The organism is Plantibacter sp. Leaf314, from assembly GCF_001423185.1.
Classification (GTDB): Bacteria; Actinomycetota; Actinomycetes; order Actinomycetales; family Microbacteriaceae; genus Plantibacter.
On the sequence record NZ_LMOB01000001.1, the window covers coordinates 1,621,229 to 1,639,450 of the forward strand.

Consider the following 18,222-nt stretch of genomic DNA (forward strand, 5'->3'; position numbering starts at 1 on the left):
GATAGTACGATCGCTGTCATGACCACCACCGAAGTGCCGTCGAGCCCACCCCGGGCCCCGCGCCGCGACGCCACCGAGAACCGCGTCGCCCTGCTCGAGGCCGCCCGCCTCGCCCTCCGCAGCGATCCGGACGCGAGCCTCGAGACGATCGCAGCGGCCGCCGGTCTCACCCGCCGCTCGGTCTACGGCCACTTCGCCACCCGCGACGAGCTCGTGAACGCCGTCGTCGTTGCGGGCGCCGAACGCGTGGCCTCGTCGATCACGGCCGTCCGCGGCGACGACCCGCTCACGACGATCGCGCTCATCGGCGACGTCCTCTGGGCGCAAGTGGACCACGTGCGCATCATGGCGCCGCTCGCCGTGCGCGGCCCGCTGCGCGCCGTCACGGCAGCGGCCCTCGAACCGGTCCGCACCCTGCTCCTCCGCACCGTCCAGGCCGGGATCGCCGACGGCTCCATCCGTCCGGACATCGACGCCGACATCCTGGCCCGACTCGTCGAGAGCACCGCGATCGGCGTCCTGGAGGAGGCGAGCCGCTCCGAACTCTCGACCGACGCCGGTCGCCGGCTCGTCATGCTCGCCACCCTCGGCGCGGTCGGCCTCTCCTGGCAGGACGCCGGCGCCGTCGCCGACCGCGCAGCCACCCACACCCACGAGGAGACCACCCATGCGCGTTGAACTCGACGGCGTCTCGAAGGGCAAGGGCGGCATCGTCCTCGAACCGACCTCGCTCTCCTTCCGGACCGGTGAAGCGACCTTCGCCCGCGCCGAGACCGAGCAGCGCCCGACCGTCCTCGGTCTCATCGCCTCCGGGCGCATGAAGCCCGACACCGGCACCGTGCTCGTCGACGGCACGACCGACCGCAAGACGATGCGTCGAACAATCGCCCTCATCGACGCGCCCGACGTCTCCGAACCCGCCAGCGGCGTCGCGGTCGCCGGGGTCGTCGCCGAGGAACTCATGTTCGCCGGTCGTGCGAGCCACCCCTTCGCCGTCGCGAGACTCCTCGACTCCCTCGGCCTCGCCTCGCTCGCGAAGCAGCCGATCTCAACCGTCGCGCCGACCGAGCGCGTGCGGCTGCTCACCGAACTCGCCGTCCTCCGCGAGGACGTCACCGCGATCGTCCTCGTCTCCCCCGACCGGCACGGCGGCGATCCGCTCGGCTGGTGGACGATCGCCCGCCGACTCGCCTCCCGGGGCTACGGCGTGCTCGTCATCGCCGGAGACGCCTCCGCCACCGCCATCAACGCCATGTCGGACGCCCCCGTCTCCGAGAACGCCACGGACGAACTCGTCCCCCTCTTCCAGCAGGACTGGTCATGACGCACCGCGTGCGCCGACCCGACCCCGCCTTCCCCTCCGCCAGCACCACCCGTCCCCAGAAGGACCTCCTGTGAAGATCTTCGCGATGATCCGCGCCGAACTCTCCCGCCTGTGGGCCACCCCCATGTCGCGCCTCGCCCTCGTCGCCCTCATGTGCGTGCCCCTGCTCTACGGCGGCCTGTACCTGTGGGCCAACCAGGACCCGTACGCGAAGCTCGACCAGGTCCCCGTGGCGCTCGTCGTCGAGGACTCCGGTGCACCGGCGACCGACGACACCACGGGTGACGCGACCGGTGAGACGGAGAACTACGGCGACGACATCGCCGAGCAGCTCATCGAGGACGGTTCCTTCGCCTGGCACGAGGTCAGCGCGGCCGACGCCGCTCGGGGTGTGAACGACGGGACGTTCGACTTCAGCGTCACGATCCCCGCGGACTTCTCGACCTCGCTCACCTCCGCGTCCGGCGACGCCCCGCGGCAGGCGACGGTCCAGCTCACGACGAACGACGCGAACAGCTACCTGGCGACGACGATCGGCGAGCAGGCGGTCAAGCAGATCAAGGCGACGATCGTCCAGACCGTCAACCGCCAGGCCGCGGGCCGGTTCCTCATCGCCCTCGACACCATCAAGACGAAGCTCGTCGACGCCAGCTCCGGTGCCGCGCAGCTGGCCGACGGAGCCCAGCAGGCCTTCGACGGTGCCGGGACCGCCCAGGCCGGCGCCGCGACCCTCGCGTCGGGCACGGCGCAGATCGCCGCCGGTACGGCCAGCCTGCCTGCCCAGACGGACCAGCTGGCGGCGGGGGCCGAACAGGTCGCCGCCGGCACCTCGACGCTCGCCGGCAAGGGCGACGAGGTCGGCGCGGCCGCCCAACAGCTCGTGAACTCGATCCCCACGGCACGCGCGCAGATCGCGCAGACCCTGACGGAGAACGGCTTCACGCCCGAGCAGATCGCCCAGGTCCTGGCCCTCCTCGACCCGGTCGCGGCCGACGCCACCACGGCGAACGAGCGGGTCCAGACCGTGGTGTCGCAGGTCGACCAGTTGAACAGCGGTGCCCAGCAGGTCGCGGGCGGCGCCAGGACCCTCAGCAACGCCATGCCAGCACTCGCCACCGGGACGCAACAGGCCGCGGACGGCGCAGCATCACTGCAGACCGGCCTCACCACGCTGCAGACGGGCCTCGGCACCCTGCGCGACGGCATCGTCACCCTCCGCGACGGACTGCAGTCGGGTGCCGACGCGATCCCGGCGACCACGCCGGACTCCCGCACGCTGCAGGCCAAGACGATCGCCGACCCGGTGAAACTGACGAACGCCTCGGTGACGAGTGCGGGCACCTACGGCGCCGGCCTCGCGCCGTTCTTCGTGAGCCTCGCCGCCTGGATCGGCATCTACGCCCTCTTCCTCATCGTCAAGCCGGTGTCACGCCGCGCGATCACCGCCCTCCACAGCCCGATCAAGGTGACGGTCGCCGGCTGGCTGACGCCCGGCCTGCTCGGCACGATCCAGATGGTCGCCCTGTTCGGCATCCTCGCGGGCGCCCTCCACTTCGAGGTCCACAACCCGCTCGGCACCTACGGGATGATGGCGCTCGCCTCGCTGACGTTCGCGGCGATCATCCTCACCCTGAACGTGTGGTTCGGCAGCGTCGGCCAGTTCCTCGGGCTCGTCCTCATGGTGGCCCAACTCGTCACCGCCGGCGGCACGTTCCCCTGGCAGACGTTGCCGGCCCCGCTCGCCGCGCTGCACCATGTGCTCCCGATGTCGTACGCCGTCGACGGGATGCGGCAGCTGATGTACGGGGGCCGGATGGACGCGGCACTGCAGGACGCCGGGGTGCTGCTCGCGTGGCTGGCGATCGCGCTGAGTCTCTCCGCGATCGGGGTCACGCGGATGACGCACGCCCGCACCCTGCGCGATCTCCGCCCCAGCCTCATCGGCTGACGACCAGGCGGAGCGCGCGGAATCCGCGCCGGAGCGTCACCCTCGGGTGGGGACGACGCTCCGGCGCGCGTGGTTCGCCGCTTCCGTGCGACGCCCATTCGGGTCGGGCATCGATCGCTGACGGCGGGAAGAGCGCGACCTCGATCGGGTTCGGGTGCGCCCGCCGTCGTCTCGCTCCCTTGAGTGATCGACGGAGCGGTCGATCATGACGCGGAATGCTGCAGATTCCTCGGAACGGGTCACGAGCGGGTGGAATCCCGTCGGCCTCGCCCGAAAACACCGGAGGCCGCCGGGAGTGGGGGGACTCCCGGCGGCCACCGGTGCGACGGAACGGTGCGGTTCCGTCTGGGCGCACACGATCGCGGCGGTTCGGGCCGCCGCGATCGGGTGCAGGTTCGACGCGTGCTGATCAGAAGGGGATCAGCGACGCCTCCTCGCGCTGTTCCGCCAGCATCCGACGACGGGTCGCGAACGCGGCTCCCGCACCCCAGATGAGGAGCGAGGCGAACAACGCACCAGCAGGGGCGATGAGTTCGCTCGGGCCGGTCTGCGTCGCGCTGACCGACATCGACGTCTCGTCGGCACGGGTGTCCGCCTGTGCCGGCGCAGCGACGCCGACGAGGAGGGCGACCGCGAGGGCGGCGGGGACGGCGAGCGCGGTGACGCCGCGGACCAGGGACGGACGGGATCCTCGTTCGGGCGAGACTCCCAGGGCGGAGCTGTGCTTCATCTTCAGTTCATCCTTCGGGTGACCGCCGATGCGCACCACACGGATTCGGGTCCGTGCGGTGGCCCTCAGTGGCTTCGGGTGCCGGGAGGGATTCGGGTTCAGCGGTGGAGCATCGCTCCGGTACAAAGTATGCCGGTCCGTGTCGGCACTTTGGGGGACCAAGACCGCAATTGAGGGAATCTTGAGGTGTTCCTGAGGAAGCGATAGGGGCATCCCTCGGAACCACCCGCGGACGGGGGACAACCCGGTCGACGTCAGTCGAAGGACACGTGCTGCATGACCCACGCGTGCATCGCGACGGCCGCCGCAGCGGAGGCGTTGATCGATCTCGTCGAGCCGAACTGCGTGATCTCGAGCACCGCATCGGCCGCCGCGATCGCCTCCGACGACAGGCCGGGACCCTCCTGTCCGAACAGCAGGATGCAGCGCTCGGGAAGGCGGGTGGTCTCGATCGGGACCGAGCCGGGGACGTTGTCGATCGCGATGATCGGCAGTCCCGCGTCGCGTGCCCAGGCGACGAGGCCCGCGACGTCGGCGTGGTACTCGACGTGCTGGTAGCGGTCGGTGACCATCGCCCCGCGCTTGTTCCAGCGACGACGACCGACGATGTGGACGGTGTCGGCGGCGAACGCGTTGGCGGTGCGCACGATCGACCCGATGTTCATGTCGTGCTGCCAGTTCTCGATGGCGACGTGGAACGGGTGCCGGTGCTCGTCGATGTCGGCGACGATGGCCTCCATCGTCCAGTAGCGGTACCGGTCGACGACGTTCCGTGTATCGCCGTCGCGGAGGAGCTCCTCGTCGTACCAGGGCTCCGCAGGCCAGTCCCCCTGCCACGGGCCGACGCCACCCTGGCTCGCGGATGCCGCGGGATCGACCGGGTGGGCGGCCGGATCTTCCTGGCTGGGCGGGGTCTCTGGCACCAGCCAACCCTACCCGCGCCGTGCCACACTGGAGATCCGGGCCCGACGCCGCGCCACCCCATGAGGCGCGCCGCTCCACCGGCCCGCTCGAACCACCTGGAGGAACGCATGTCACGTCGCGACGAGGTCGAGTGCTGGCTCACCGACATGGACGGGGTGCTCGTCCACGAGAACCACGCCCTCCCGGGCGCAGCCGCGCTCCTGCAGCAGTGGCAGGACCAGCGGACGCCCTTCCTGGTGCTCACCAACAACTCGATCTTCACCCCACGCGACCTGAGTGCCCGCCTGCGCGCCTCCGGCCTGGACGTGCCGGAGGAGTTCATCTGGACCTCCGCCCTCGCCACGGCGGCGTTCCTCGCCGAGCAGGAGCCGGGTGGCTCGGCGTTCGTCATCGGCGAGGCCGGGATCACCACCGCCATCCACGAGGCCGGCTTCACGATGACGGAGACGAACCCCGACTACGTCGTCGTCGGTGAGACCCGCAACTACTCGTTCGAGGCCATCACGAAGGCGATCCGCCTGATCGCCGGCGGCGCCCGGTTCATCGTCACGAACCCGGACGCCACCGGACCGAGCAAGGACGGCCCGCTGCCGGCGACCGGCGCGATCGCGGCGCTCATCACGAAGGCGACCGGCATGGAGCCGTACGTGGTCGGCAAGCCCAACCCGATGATGTTCCGTTCCGCCCTCAACAAGATCGGCGCGCACTCGGAGAACACGGGCATGATCGGCGACCGCATGGACACCGACATCGTCGCGGGCATCGAGGCGGGTCTCCACACGATCCTCGTCCTCACGGGCATCAGCGACGAGGCCGAGATCAATCGCTACCCGTTCCGGCCGAACGAGATCCTCAGCGGCGTCATCGACCTCGTGACCGACCCCGTCGAGGTCGAGATCTAGTCCGGCCCCTCCCGCAGCCACACCGACCCGCTCCCCCAGCTTCGAGGATCGCCCATGCGCGCCGTCGTCTACGACCAGTTCAGCACCGAGCCGACCGTCCGGGAGGTCCCGGATCCGCAACCCTCCGACGCCGGCGTGGTCGTGCGGGTGGAGACGACCGGCCTGTGCCGGAGCGACGCGCACGGCTGGCTCGGCCACGACGACGGGATCGCCCTCCCGCAGGTGCCCGGTCATGAGCTCGTCGGACGCGTCCACGCCGTCGGCCCGCTGGTCGAACGGTTCCAGGTGGGCGACCGCGTCACCGTCCCGTTCGTGTGCGCCTGCGGGCGCTGTGCCGAATGCCTCGCCGGGAACGGACAGGTCTGCCCGAACCAGACGCAGCCCGGCTTCACGCACTGGGGGTCGTACGCCGAACTGGTCGCCCTGCACGATGCGGACGTCAACCTCATCCCGGTACCGGAGTCACTCGACGCGGGCGCCGCGGCCCTCCTCGGCTGCCGGTTCGCGACGGCGTTCCGCGGGCTCGTGCACCGGGCGGCGCTGCGCAGCGGTGAGCGCCTGCTCGTCGTCGGCTGCGGTGGCGTCGGGCTGAGTGCCGCGATGATCGGGGTGGCCCTGGGTGCCGAGGTCGTCGCCGTCGACATCGACGCCGCAGCCCTCGCACGCGCCAGGTCGATCGGCGTCACGCACACGATCGACTCCAGCGGGCTCGACGAGGCCGCCGTGCTCGCGCGCATCGCCGAGGTCAGCCCGGGCGGCGTCCAGGTCTCGGTCGAGGCCCTCGGTCGGGAGTCGACGATGCGGCTGAGTCTCCTGGCGCTCGCACCCCTGGGACGCCAGGTGCAGATCGGGCTGTTCTCCTCCGAGCCGACGCTCCCGATGCCGCGGATCATCGCCCAGGAGCTCTCCCTGCACGGCAGCCACGGCATGCCGGCATCCGACTACCGCGAGCTGCTCGACCTCGTCGCGAGCGGCGCGCTGCGCCCGCAGGACCTCATCGAGCACCGCATCGGCCTGGACGAGGCACCGTCGGCGCTCGTCGCCCTCGCGGCGGGCGACCGGTCGACGGGCGTCACGGTCATCGACGTCGCCTGAGCAGGGTGGCGGCCACGGCCGCGCTCACCCTGCCCGTCCGGCGCCGGTGCTGCGCTCGGCGGGCGAGGGTCAGGCGGAACCCTCTTCGGACGGACCCGAGAAGAGGGACGATGCCGTCGGCTGCGGGGTGACTCCCGCCGCACCGGACGCACCCGCGGCGTTCGCCGCACCGACGAGGGTCCCGAAGTAGAACGCGAGGAGCAGGAGGACCGCCGCACCGAGCCCGACGACCGCCCAGAGGAGCGCCTTCGGGATGCTCTGGTCGAGCGGTTCGCCCCGGTACTCGGGAAGGTCGCGATCCGGGACCGACGTCGGCGTGGCGGGCTGCTCCGTCGGAGATGGTGCGGTCGTGGGCTGCGGCGGCAGGGAGGCACCGACGATCCCCGCGGCCGCGGCCGGGGTCACGAAGCCGTTCGAGCCGTCGAGCTCGGGGAAGGCGACCGTCTCACCGGGCAGCGCGGCAGGAGACGTCTGCACGGGGTGCGTGGCCGGACCCTGCGACGGGACGGCGGCGTGCGCGCCCATGGCCTGACCGTATGCGGGTGCCGGACCGGCTCCGTGCTCGCCTGCGGTGACCTCGTCCGAGCCGTCGTCGTCGTTGCGCTCGACCGGATCCGTCACGTCCTCGACGCCCGGCACCGTGGCCTCGGCGGGTGCTGGTTCCGGATCGGTGACGGCGTCCGTCTGCAGCGACCATCCGCCCTCGGCGGCGAAGGCGTCGGCGAGGGAGTCGGACGATGCCGCTTCCGCCTCGGGGGCACTCGGCTGCTCAGCGGGTGTCGTCGGTTCGGCCGGGGCAGAACCGTCCGTCGGTTCGGCATGGGACGGCGCACCGTCCGAGACCGGGACCTCAACCGTCTCGGTGTCGGGACCGACGTCGAACAGCGACTCGAGCCGCAGCTCCTCGCTGACGGGCTCCGGCTCGGTGGTGGCCGAGCTGTCGGCGTCGGTGACTTCGGCGTCAGGCGCATCGACGTCGGTGACTTCGGCGTCGGTGTCAGCGACGAAGGACGGCAGCGGCGTGGCGGCTGCCGCGGAGAGCGGGACCGCGTCGAACTGGACGATCTCCTCGTCGAACTCGTCGTCGAGTTCCTCCGGGTCGACCGCGAATCCGGCCGACTCGGCCGGCGGGGCGGTGTCGGTCGATGACGCGGGCACGTCGATCGACGCATCCGCACCCTCGGTGTCGTCGGATGTCCGCTCATCGAGGTCGGCCGCGGGGCTCGTGCCCGCGGATCCGAGCACGCCGAGCGCTCCGAGTCCACCGGCAGCAGCTGCGGCGTCGAGGCTGGCGTCGAGTCCGCCGAGCGACAGCGTCGGGAACAGGTCGACCGTGTCGTTCGCCGCGGGGATCACGGCAGGGGCGTCCGAGTCGGCGTCGTCGATCGTGTCGTCACGCCAACTCGCATACTCGTCACCCGGGCCGTCGACGAGCGGGCGACCGAGGGTCTCCGCGGCGAGCCCGGGAGCGAACGGCTGCACGTCTCCGGCGATGAACGCCGCATCGGGGACCTCGCCCTCAAGGGCGAGTTCCGACGGCGACGCTGCGCTGACCGCGGGTGCATCGGTGCCCTCCCACTGGACGGCGGGCACCGGGATCGGCTGCGTCGTGGGAGCGGCGTGCACGAGGGGGTCGAGTGCGTCGTTCGGAGCGAGGTCCCAGACGAAGGGCGCGCTCCCGAAGGGGCTGACCGTCGGCTCGGGCTGCACGCCGTCGAGGGAGATGAGTTCGGTGATGGAGCGCTCGGCCTGGGGCGTCGGCGGGCCGAAGGCGGGCGGGACCTCGGAGGTCTCCGTCGCGGTGTCGTCCGTCGCCGGGGCGTCCGCAGGGGCGTGGTCCACCAGGGCGTCGGTGTCGGCGGATCGGTCCGTGGCCGCGGGCTCGGGGTCGATCGGGGACGGCTGGCCTGCGGCCGCGCCGCCGAGGGCGGTGAACCCGGGGCCACCGAGGCTGTCGAACGGCCGTGTCTCGTCGAGCGGTTCGGCTGAGGCGTCCGGCACCGTCTCGGGCCACGGCACCTCGGCCGGTGAGCTCGGGGCGTCCGGCGTCGGCGCGGCGACGACCGTGTCCCAGCGGAACGGGGCGGCCGGCGTGACGGGTGCGGAGCTCGCGGTGGCGTCCGGTGCCGGTCCGGTGACCGTCTCGGGCTCGAGCGGGGTGGGCTGCGCAGCGAGGGAGTCATCGACGGTGTCGACCGGTCCAGAAGCGGCGTCCGCGCTGACGGCGTCCGTGCTGACGGAGTCCGCGCTGATGGCGTCCGTGTGCGGCTCGGTCTCGATCGACCAGGGCTCCGCCGGGAGCGGGTCGGCGGCGGCGGGAGCAGCGTCCGTGAAGATCGGGGCGGCGGCGTCGGACGACTGCGCAGCGGGCGCCGTCTGGCTCGCGCCGAACGTCTCGCCGAACGGCTCCGTGAGCCAGGCGAGCGGATCGGTCCGTGGGGCGGAGGTCGTGGCGTCGTCGGCGGTGGAGGCCTGGTCGGGGGCGGCGTCGGTGGAGCGGTCGCGGACCTCGACGGTCTCGCCACCGAGGACGTCGTCGCCGAAGGTCTCGGAGAGGCTCCAGGAGCCCTCCGGGAGGTCGTCGTCCGAGCCGGCGGCCGCAGGGGCCGAGGTCGGCTCGACCGGCTGCGCGCCGAACGTCGCGGCGGGAGGCAGCGGCGCATCGACGGGCTGCGGCGCTACCGGTTCGGCGTTCGGTGCCGTGTCGAAGCCGCTCGGGCGTGCCGGGGTGTCGGTCGACGGGGTCGCGTGCTCGGCGTCGACGGCCGCCCAGGCCTCGGGATCGTCCGCGGCCAGGGCCCGGGCCGTCGGCAGGGCCATCGTCGAGACGTCTTCCGCTGCCGGTTGCGCGTCGTCGTCGCTCGCGCCGAGACTCCAGGGTTCGTCGTCGACGGGCGGGAGGACGACCGGGTTGGTCGGTGCGGGACGGAAGGTACCGGCAGGGGCGTGCTGGAGTACGGAATCGGTGTCGACCGTGAGCTCGTTGCGAGCCGGCGGGGTCGGAGCCGCGGGGGCCGGGGTCGGCGGGACGACGGGCAGCTCGAGGGCGTTCGGGTGCCGGAGCGCACCCGTCGACTCGGATGCAGGAGTGGACTCGGCGACCGGAGACGCGTCGGACACGGGCGTCCACGCGGGAGCGGGAGCCTGGTTCGACTCGGGTGCCGGCGTCCACGCGGGAGCGGGAGCGGGAGCCTGGTTCGACTCGGGCGCGGGCGTCCACGAGGGAGCGGGGGCCGACTCGGCCGGTGCGGGCGTCTCAGCCGGTACGGCGGTCGGGTCGGCGACGACGGGGGGCGCGGACGGTCGGTCGTCCTCGTCGTCCGGTTGGGTCTCGATCGCCTCCGTGTCGTCGGCGTCGAGCTGCGACAGGAGCCAGTCGGTTCCGTCCGCCGAATCGTCCGGCAGGCCGGAGCCGCCGCGATCGGTCCCGTCGCCGGACATCAGGCGAGTCCCAGGTCTTCCAGGCCGATGGCGGCCAGGTACTGGTAGCCGGCGGCCTCGATGATCTCGCGGGCGCCGGTGGCGCGGTCGACGACGACGGCCACCGCGACGACCTCGGCACCGATCTTCTCGAGCGCCTCGGCGGCCTTGAGCGGCGAGCCGCCGGTGGTCGAGGTGTCCTCGAGGACGATCACGCGCTTGCCCTGGAGGTCCGGGCCCTCGACCTGCTTGCCGCGGCCGTGGTCCTTGGGCTCCTTACGGACGACGAACGCGTCGTACGTCAGGCCGCGTGCAGCGCCCTGGTGCAGGATCGCGGCGGCGACGGGGTCGGCTCCCATGGTGAGTCCGCCGACCGCGAAGACGTCGGGGACGTCGGCGATGAGGTCGATCATGACCTGACCGATGAGCGGCGCGACGCGGTGGTCGAGGCTCACCTTGCGGAGGTCGACGTAGTACGTCGCTTTCTTGCCGCTCGTCAGGGTGAAGTCACCGTGGAACACGGCTTCCGCCGAGATGTGGTCAATGAGCTGAGCTCGTGCGTCCGTCACGCCGACGAGTCTACAAGCTGTGACCCCCCTCGCCGCAGTCGCCCGGATGGGGGCACTCGATGTCCTCGACGCAGGAGAGCCCCGGCGTATCGGGCTCGACTCGCCGGGGCTCGGTGCGGCCACCCCGCCACCGTCCTGCGATGGTGAGGCGGAGCCGGGGGTCAACGCGTCGGGCCGGACCCCGGCTGCTCAGGTGCATCGGGTGCGAGGAGTCCGGCTTCGGTCGCGCCACCGTAGCCCTCGGTCTCCGGGTCGCCGTGCAGACCACCAGAGACCGCGTACTCCTCCTCCGGCGACATGACGAGGCGGTGGCGCCCCCAGACCGCGAAGGCGACCAGCATCACGACGTAGACCACGACGATGGCGATGATCGCCGGCAGGAACGTCGGGTTGAGGAGGAAGCCGACGAAGATGAGCGCGGCGATGACGGCCGCGATGACCGCGCCGGGCACGCCCCACGGGCTGAGGTAGGGGCGCTTCGCGTTCGGGAACTTCCTCCGGAGCAGCAGGAACGCGATCATCTGCATGAGGTACGCCAACACGGCGCCCCAGACGGCGATGTTGAGCACGATCGCCCCGGCGACGCCGCCCGACCCGCCGGCCGCTTCCACGATGAGGAGCGCCACGAACCCGATGAGGGCACCGGCCACGAGCGCGACCCACGGCGTCTGGCGCTTCCCCGTCAGGGAGAGGAAGCGCGGGTAGTACCCGGCGCGGGACAGCGAGTACATGTTGCGCCCGTAGGCGAACATGATCCCCTGCAGCGACGCGAGCAGACCGATCAGCGCGAACAGCGCGAGCACGGCGGCGGCACCGTCACCGACGATGGCCCGGAAGCCGTCGAGCAACGGTTCGCCCGCGGTCCCCGTCGCCTCGGCACCGATCACGCCGGTGTTCAGGAACAGGACGAGGAGACCCGTGACGATGAGCGTGCCCCGAGCCCAGAAGCCCGCCTTCGGGATGTCGCGCGCCGGGTTGTGGGACTCCTCCGCGGCGAGCGGCAGCTCCTCGATGCCGAGGAAGAACCACATGGCGAACGGCAGGGCGAAGAGGATCGGGAGCACGCCGTGCGGCAGGAACTCCGTCTGCCCGGGGTCGGGGGCGATGTCGAACAGGTTCGCCCATGCGAACTGTCCGGAGAAGACCGCCATCGCCGAGAAGACGAGGAGGATGCCGATGGAGATGATCGAGACGACGATCGCGAAGCGGAAGGAGATGCTCGCGCCGGCGGAGTTCAACGCGATGAAGGCGATGTAGAGGATCGCCCACCAGACCGGTGACGGCATCGAGAAGCCGAGGAGTTCGCTCGTGATGGCGTCGGCGTAGGAGGCGGAGAAGTACACGATGACCGCGGTCGTCGCGACGTACTCGATCGTCTCGGCGAGTCCGGTGACGAAGCCGCCGAGCGGACCCATCGCCGCTCTCGCGAAGGAGTACGCGCCGCCCGTGTGGGGCATGGCCGCCGCCATCTCCCCGATGGAGAAGATCATGCCGTAGTACATCGCCACGAGGATGATGAAGGCGATGAGCATGCCGCCGAACCCGGCGAAGTCGATGCCGAAGTTCCAGCCGGAGAAGTCGCCGGAGATGACCGCCGCGACGGCGAGGCCCCAGAGCCCCCACACGCCGGCGGATCGTTTCAAGCTGCGTTTCTCGAAGTAGCCCTCACCGGCCGCGGTGTAGGTCACCCCGGAGATCTTGCGCGTTTCGTTGGCCATCGACAGGTCCTGTTCGCTCGGGTTGCGCGCTCGTCGGGCCCGCACAACGTCCTCAGATCGGTTGGCCCGACTATAGGACCTGCAATGGTCGCGTGTACATACCTTTGTGACAGATTCAGTCCGCAGAACTCCTTCGCGTCCCGGGGATGCTGTGATGTAATGGTCGAGTTCGCGACCTTTCAGTTCTCCGCCGCTGCAGAACCACCGACGGCGGGTCCCCGACCCACGAGGAGCTCCCATGCACCCACGTTCAGGAAACCTGACGCTCGAGGAGCTCACGACCGCGGTCGCGGCGAAGGAGATCGACACCGTCATCCTCGCCTTCACCGACATGCAGGGGCGGCTCGTCGGCAAGCGCGTCTCGGCACGGCTCTTCGTCGAGGACGTCGCCGAACACGGCGCCGAGTGCTGCAACTACCTCCTCGCCGTCGACGTGGAGATGAACACCGTCGACGGCTACGCGATGTCGAGCTGGGAGCGCGGCTACGGCGACATGGCGATGATCCCCGACTTCTCGACCCTCCGTCACGTGCCCTGGCTTCCGGGCACGGCCCTCGTCACCGCCGATCTGCAGTGGCTCGACGACGCCCCCGTGGTCGCCTCCCCCAGGCAGATCCTCATCGCCCAGCTCGAACGGCTCGCCGAACGCGGACTCGTCCCCTTCGTCGGCACGGAGCTCGAGTTCCTCGTGTTCGACGACACCTTCCGCGAGGCCTGGGCGAAGGACTACACGAAGCTGACCCCGGCGACCGACTACAACATCGACTACGCGATCCTCGCCTCCACCCGCATGGAGCCCCTGCTCCGCGACATCCGCAACGCGATGGACGGCGCGGGGATGTACTGCGAGGGCGTCAAGGGCGAGTGCAACCTCGGCCAGCAGGAGATCGCGTTCCGGTACGACCACGCCCTGGTCACCTGCGACAACCACTCCATCTACAAGAACGGCGCGAAGGAGATCGCGGACGCGCACGGCAAGAGCCTCACGTTCATGGCGAAGTTCGACGAGCGCGAGGGCAACAGCTGCCACATCCACATCAGTCTCCGCGGCGAGGACGGCTCGGCGGTCTTCGCGGACCCCGACGCCCCCGACGGCATGTCGAAGCTGTTCCGGCACTTCCTCGCCGGGCAGATCGCCGCCATGCGCGAACTGACGATGTTCTTCGCGCCCAACATCAACTCCTACAAGCGCTACGTCGACGGCAGCTTCGCCCCCACCGCGGTGGCCTGGGGCCACGACAACCGCACGTGCTCGTTGCGCGTCGTCGGCCGAGGCCTCGGGATGCGCGTCGAGAACCGGGTGCCGGGCGGTGACGTCAACCAGTACCTCGCGGTCGCCGCGCTCATCGCGGCCGGACTGCACGGGATCGAGAACGAACTGGAACTCGAGGAGGCGACGACCGGCAACGCCTACACGGGCGGCGCCCCACGCGTGCCGACGTCGTTGCGGGAGGCGGCGGAGCTGTTCTCCCAGTCGACGATCGCCCGCGAGGCCTTTGGCGACGAGGTCGTCGACCACTACCTCAACTTCGCGAAGGTGGAGCTCGCCGCCTTCGACGCGGCGGTGACGGACTGGGAACGGGTGCGCGGCTTTGAGCGCCTCTGACCAGGACGGCCCCGAGGTGACCGCGGCGGCTTCGGAGGCGCCGGTCTCCAGCGCTCCGCTCATCGGCGTCACCACCTATCTGGAGCAGGCGCAGACCGGCGTGTGGGACGTGCCCGCCTCCTTCCTGCCCAAGGTCTACCTCGACGCGGTGACCGACGCCGGCGGGATCGTCGTCCTCCTCCCGCCGCAACCCGTGAACCGCGCGGTCGCGGCCTCCGTGCTCTCCCGCCTCGACGGGCTGATCGTCTCCGGCGGCGCCGACGTCGACCCCGGCCTGTACGGGCAGGCCGCCCATCCGCGTACCGGTCGGCCCCGCACGGATCGGGATGCCTGGGAGGAGGCCCTGCTCACCGCGGCGATCGACGCCGAGCTGCCGTTCCTCGGCATCTGTCGCGGTGCGCAGCTTCTCAACGTCGCCCTCGGGGGAACGCTCATCCAGCACCTGCCCGACGTCGTCGGCGACGACTCGTTCCAGCCCGGCGAGGGCGTCTTCGGACCGAAGACCGTGGCGATCGACGCCGACTCGCGACTCGCCGCCCTGCTCCGCCAGGACGACGACGAGCTCGACGTGCACGTCTACCACCACCAGTCGATCGACCGCGTGGCCGACGGACTCGTCGTGACCGCCAGCACCGAGGAGGGCGTCATCGAGGCCGTCGAGCTGCCGGACGTGCCGTTCGGCCTCGCGGTGCAGTGGCACCCCGAGGAGGAGACCGCCGACCGACGCCTCTTCGCCGGCCTCGTCGACGCCGCCCGACGACACCGCGACGGCACCGACCGCACCCCCAGCACCACCGGCACCACCGACAGGAGCACCGCCCAGTGAGTCACACGATCCTGAACCCCGCGAACGAGCACGTCGTCACGACCGTCGAGCACCTCGACGTCGCCGAGACCGACGCCGCCATCACCCGCGCGGCCGTCGCCCAGCGCGCGTGGGCCGCGCTCGCACCGGTCGACCGGGCGCAGGCCCTCCGCCGGTTCGCCGACGCGGTCGACGCCGACCGCGAGCACCTCGCGAGCCTGGAGGTCGTCAACTCCGGGCACCCGATCACGCAGGCACGGTGGGAAGCCGGTCACGTGCGCGACGTGCTCGAGTACTATTCCGGATCCCCCGAGCGGCTCTTCGGCCAGCAGATCCCCGTCGCGGGCGGGATCGACCTGACCTTCCACGAACCGCTTGGTGTCGTCGGCATCATCACCCCGTGGAACTTCCCCATGACGATCGCCGCCTGGGGCTTCGCACCCGCACTGGCGGCGGGCAATGCCGTCGTCCTGAAGCCGGCGGAGTGGACGCCTCTCACGAGCATCCGCCTCGGCGAGCTCGCGCTCGAATCCGGGCTCCCCGAGGGCCTGTTCCAGGTGCTCCCCGGCCGCGGATCGGTCGTCGGCGAACGGTTCGTCACGAACGAGACCGTGCGGAAGGTGGTGTTCACCGGCTCGACGGCCGTCGGCAAACGGATCATGGCGGGCGCCTCCGAGCAGGTGAAGCGGGTCACCCTCGAGCTCGGCGGCAAGAGCGCCAACATCGTGTTCGCCGACGCCGACCTCGAACGCGCGGCCGCGACCGCCCCGTACGGGGTGTTCGAGAACGCCGGCCAGGACTGCTGCGCCCGCAGCCGCATCCTCGTCCAACGCAGCGTCTACGAACGCTTCATGGAACTGCTCGAACCGGCCGTGCAGGGCGTCGTCGTCGGGGACCCGAACGACCCCGCGACGGAGATGGGCCCGCTCGTCTCGGCGCCGCACCTCGCGTCCGTCCGTTCCTACGTGCCCGACGACGCACCCGTCGCGTTCACGGGAAGCGCTCCGGACGGACCCGGGTACTGGTTCGCGCCGACCGTGCTCACGCCCGAGCGAGGAGATCGAACGGTCCGGGAGGAGATCTTCGGGCCGGTCGTCACGGTGCTCCCCTTCGAGGACGAGGCCGACGCGCTCACCCTCGCCAACGACACGGAGTACGGGCTGTCGGGATCGATCTGGACGCGCGACGTCGGACGCGCCCTCCGCGCGGCCCGCGCCGTCGAAGCGGGGAACCTGTCCGTCAACTCGCATTCCTCCGTGCGCTACTCCACCCCGTTCGGCGGGTTCAAGCAGTCCGGCCTCGGGCGCGAGCTCGGACCGGACGCGCCGCTCGCCTTCACCGAGACGAAGAACGTCTTCATCGCCACCGACTGACCCGCACCACCCCGTCCCCCGAGCACCACCCGCTCCCTGAGCACCAACCCCCGGTCCCTGAGCCTGTCGAAGGGCGGGCAGACAGAAAGAGCACCACATGACCATCACCCCCATCGACCTCACGCAGCGGCTCGCCGGGAAGGTCGCCGTCATCACGGGCGGCGCGAGCGGCATCGGCCTCGCCACCGCCAAGCGCTTCGCCGCGGAGGGCGCGGTCGTCGTCATCGGCGACCTCGACCCCACCAGCGGACAGGCGGCCGCCGAGCTCGTCGGCGGGCTCTTCGTCCAGGTCGACGTGACCGACCAGGCGCAGGTCGACCACCTCTTCGACACCGCCGCCGACACCTACGGCTCCGTCGACATCGCCTTCAACAACGCGGGCATCTCGCCGCCGGACGACGACTCCATCGAGACGACCGAGCTGCCGGCCTGGGAACGGGTGCAGGACGTCAACCTGAAGTCGGTCTACCTGTGCTCGCGCGCGGCGATCCGCCACATGGTGCGGCAGGGCAAGGGCTCGATCATCAACACGGCCTCGTTCGTCGCCGTGCTGGGCTCGGCGACCTCGCAGATCTCGTACACCGCCTCGAAGGGTGGCGTCCTCGCGATGAGCCGCGAGCTCGGCGTCCAGTTCGCCAGGCAGGGCATCCGGGTGAACGCGCTCTGCCCCGGCCCCGTGAACACCGCGCTGCTGCAGGAGCTCTTCGCGAAGGACCCGGTCCGCGCGCAACGGCGACTGGTCCACATCCCGATCGGCCGGTTCGCGGAGCCCGAGGAGCTCGCCGCCTCCGTCGCCTTCCTCGCCAGCGACGACTCGTCCTTCATCACCGGCTCGACCTTCCTCGTCGACGGCGGCATCTCCTCGGCCTACGTCACCCCGGAATGAGCTGACGACGTGCCCGGGCGGGGCGGCGACTCGCGGGAAATAGACTGATCCGATGAGCGAGACGCGCAAGGGGGACGACGGCACCGAGGTGCTGAGCGCGGAACTCCTCCTGCGCCCGGGCCGGGCCGGCAACGCGTTCGAGGAGACCGTGCAGCGGCTCCTACAGTCGATCCGCCTCGGGCTCATCGAACCCGGTGGGCGCCTGCCCGCCGAACGCGACCTCGCCGCCATGCAGGGGGTCAGTCGTGACACCGTCCGGGACGCGATCGCCGCGCTCACCGAGGCGGGCTACCTCACCTCGCGCCGTGGACGCTACGGCGGCACCTTCGTCATGGACGAGCTGCCCGACGACGACCCCGTCGGCGGGCGCGGAACCGACGAGGGTGCACGCGTCGCAGTCTCGGCCGCCCGGATCGAGGACACCCTCGTCCTCCGCAGCATCCTCGAGGTCGGGGCTGCCCGCGAGGCTGCGCAGTGCAAGCTCTCGGGCGTCGACCGCGAACGCCTCTGGCAGGCGCTCGGCGAGTGCCGCGACGCCGCCCCGGCCGACTACCGCCGCCACGACTCCCGACTGCACCTGCTCATCGCCGAGCTCGTCGGTGCGCCGAGCCTGCTGCCGCTCGTGGCCGAGTCACGCATGCGCGTCAACGAACTGCTGAACGGGATCCCGCTGCTGGCCGTGAACATCGCCCACTCCGACGAGCAGCACGAGCGCATCGTCAAGGCGATCCTGCGCGGACATCCCGACGAGGCCGCTCAGGCCATGGCCGAGCACGTCGCCGGGTCCGAAGCACTGCTCCGCGGCTTCCTCGCCTGACCGGAGGACGGACCTTGCCTGACCGGCGGGCGGACATGGAACGACCTCCCGGCGACGGATCGCGAGGAGGTCGGATGCGCCGGACGTGCCGGCGGGTGCGAGGTC

Annotated in this window: 15 protein-coding genes; 10 read left to right on the top strand and 5 right to left on the bottom strand. The window is 71.2% G+C overall.

Going from position 1 to position 18,222, the window contains the following annotated elements:
• Positions 1-18 precede the first annotated feature (18 nt).
• The 3 genes from ASF68_RS07585 (at position 19) to ASF68_RS07595 (ending at position 3,272) form a co-directional block, all read left to right on the top strand.
• Entirely contained in the window at positions 19-678 is a 660-nt protein-coding gene (locus tag ASF68_RS07585; RefSeq protein ID WP_056008896.1) for a TetR/AcrR family transcriptional regulator, read from the top strand.
• Positions 668-1,324: a hypothetical protein gene (locus ASF68_RS07590; protein WP_082455927.1), complete on the top strand. Its 657-nt coding sequence runs from the start codon at positions 668-670 to the stop codon at positions 1,322-1,324. The genes ASF68_RS07585 and ASF68_RS07590 overlap by 11 nt, the downstream gene beginning before the upstream one ends.
• Positions 1,325-1,394: 70 nt before the next feature.
• Positions 1,395-3,272: a YhgE/Pip domain-containing protein gene (locus tag ASF68_RS07595; protein ID WP_056011552.1), complete on the top strand. Its 1,878-nt coding sequence runs from the start codon at positions 1,395-1,397 to the stop codon at positions 3,270-3,272.
• Positions 3,273-3,681: 409 nt separating this feature from the next.
• Here the strand turns inward: ASF68_RS07595 and ASF68_RS07600 are convergent, their stop codons facing one another.
• Together ASF68_RS07600 and ASF68_RS07605 are read right to left on the bottom strand one after the other, a co-directional pair.
• Entirely contained in the window at positions 3,682-4,002 is a 321-nt protein-coding gene (locus ASF68_RS07600) for a hypothetical protein (protein ID WP_157579841.1), read from the bottom strand.
• 254 nt (positions 4,003-4,256) lie between these two features.
• On the bottom strand, positions 4,257-4,925 hold the full coding sequence (locus ASF68_RS07605; protein WP_056008900.1) for a TrmH family RNA methyltransferase: 669 nt from the start codon (positions 4,923-4,925) through the stop codon (positions 4,257-4,259).
• Positions 4,926-5,033: 108 nt separating this feature from the next.
• On the opposite strand from ASF68_RS07605, the gene ASF68_RS07610 reads away from it, so the two are divergent.
• Positions 5,034-5,828, top strand: coding sequence for an HAD-IIA family hydrolase (locus ASF68_RS07610; RefSeq protein WP_056008903.1), 795 nt, complete (start codon positions 5,034-5,036; stop codon positions 5,826-5,828).
• A 54-nt stretch (positions 5,829-5,882) separates the two neighbouring features.
• Complete coding sequence (locus tag ASF68_RS07615) at positions 5,883-6,923, top strand: zinc-dependent alcohol dehydrogenase family protein (protein WP_056008906.1); 1,041 nt, start codon at positions 5,883-5,885, stop codon at positions 6,921-6,923.
• Positions 6,924-6,992: 69 nt separating this feature from the next.
• On the opposite strand, the gene ASF68_RS19355 is transcribed toward ASF68_RS07615, so the two are convergent.
• From ASF68_RS19355 to ASF68_RS07630, 3 genes are all read right to left on the bottom strand, one after another.
• On the bottom strand, positions 6,993-10,364 hold the full coding sequence (locus ASF68_RS19355; protein WP_056008909.1) for a hypothetical protein: 3,372 nt from the start codon (positions 10,362-10,364) through the stop codon (positions 6,993-6,995).
• Positions 10,364-10,912, bottom strand: coding sequence for an orotate phosphoribosyltransferase (pyrE, locus tag ASF68_RS07625; protein ID WP_056008912.1), 549 nt, complete (start codon positions 10,910-10,912; stop codon positions 10,364-10,366). The genes ASF68_RS19355 and pyrE overlap by 1 nt, the downstream gene beginning before the upstream one ends.
• 161 nt (positions 10,913-11,073) lie before the next feature.
• Positions 11,074-12,630: an amino acid permease gene (locus ASF68_RS07630; protein WP_056008915.1), complete on the bottom strand. Its 1,557-nt coding sequence runs from the start codon at positions 12,628-12,630 to the stop codon at positions 11,074-11,076.
• 238 nt (positions 12,631-12,868) lie between these two features.
• Here ASF68_RS07630 and ASF68_RS07635 point away from each other — a divergent pair, with 238 nt between their 5' ends.
• The 5 genes from ASF68_RS07635 (at position 12,869) to ASF68_RS07655 (ending at position 18,117) form a co-directional block, all read left to right on the top strand.
• A complete protein-coding gene (locus tag ASF68_RS07635; RefSeq protein ID WP_056008918.1) occupies positions 12,869-14,236 on the top strand; it encodes a glutamine synthetase family protein in 1,368 nt (455 codons plus the stop codon).
• Positions 14,223-15,062 (top strand): gamma-glutamyl-gamma-aminobutyrate hydrolase family protein, encoded by an 840-nt coding sequence (locus tag ASF68_RS07640; protein ID WP_082498525.1) that lies wholly within the window; start codon positions 14,223-14,225, stop codon positions 15,060-15,062. The genes ASF68_RS07635 and ASF68_RS07640 overlap by 14 nt, the downstream gene beginning before the upstream one ends.
• Entirely contained in the window at positions 15,059-16,414 is a 1,356-nt protein-coding gene (locus ASF68_RS07645) for an aldehyde dehydrogenase (protein WP_056008924.1), read from the top strand. Before ASF68_RS07640 ends, ASF68_RS07645 begins: the two co-directional genes overlap by 4 nt.
• A 97-nt stretch (positions 16,415-16,511) precedes the next feature.
• A complete protein-coding gene (locus ASF68_RS07650) occupies positions 16,512-17,300 on the top strand; it encodes a 3-oxoacyl-ACP reductase (RefSeq protein WP_200921041.1) in 789 nt (262 codons plus the stop codon).
• Between the two features lie 52 nt (positions 17,301-17,352).
• Positions 17,353-18,117: a FadR/GntR family transcriptional regulator gene (locus tag ASF68_RS07655; RefSeq protein WP_056008928.1), complete on the top strand. Its 765-nt coding sequence runs from the start codon at positions 17,353-17,355 to the stop codon at positions 18,115-18,117.
• The last annotated feature ends 105 nt before the right edge of the window (positions 18,118-18,222 follow it).

What these genes read in the sequence shown, in the direction of transcription:
- ASF68_RS07585 (WP_056008896.1), top strand. Translation starts at nt 19, where the DNA reads ATGACCACCACCGAAGTGCCGTCGAGCCCACCCCGGGCCCCGCGCCGC.
- ASF68_RS07590 (WP_082455927.1), top strand. Translation starts at nt 668, where the DNA reads ATGCGCGTTGAACTCGACGGCGTCTCGAAGGGCAAGGGCGGCATCGTC.
- ASF68_RS07600 (WP_157579841.1), bottom strand. Translation starts at nt 4,002, where the DNA reads ATGAAGCACAGCTCCGCCCTGGGAGTCTCGCCCGAACGAGGATCCCGT.
- ASF68_RS07610 (WP_056008903.1), top strand. Translation starts at nt 5,034, where the DNA reads ATGTCACGTCGCGACGAGGTCGAGTGCTGGCTCACCGACATGGACGGG.
- ASF68_RS07615 (WP_056008906.1), top strand. Translation starts at nt 5,883, where the DNA reads ATGCGCGCCGTCGTCTACGACCAGTTCAGCACCGAGCCGACCGTCCGG.
- ASF68_RS19355 (WP_056008909.1), bottom strand. Translation starts at nt 10,364, where the DNA reads ATGTCCGGCGACGGGACCGATCGCGGCGGCTCCGGCCTGCCGGACGAT.
- ASF68_RS07630 (WP_056008915.1), bottom strand. Translation starts at nt 12,630, where the DNA reads ATGGCCAACGAAACGCGCAAGATCTCCGGGGTGACCTACACCGCGGCC.
- ASF68_RS07635 (WP_056008918.1), top strand. Translation starts at nt 12,869, where the DNA reads ATGCACCCACGTTCAGGAAACCTGACGCTCGAGGAGCTCACGACCGCG.
- ASF68_RS07650 (WP_200921041.1), top strand. Translation starts at nt 16,512, where the DNA reads ATGACCATCACCCCCATCGACCTCACGCAGCGGCTCGCCGGGAAGGTC.
- ASF68_RS07655 (WP_056008928.1), top strand. Translation starts at nt 17,353, where the DNA reads ATGAGCGAGACGCGCAAGGGGGACGACGGCACCGAGGTGCTGAGCGCG.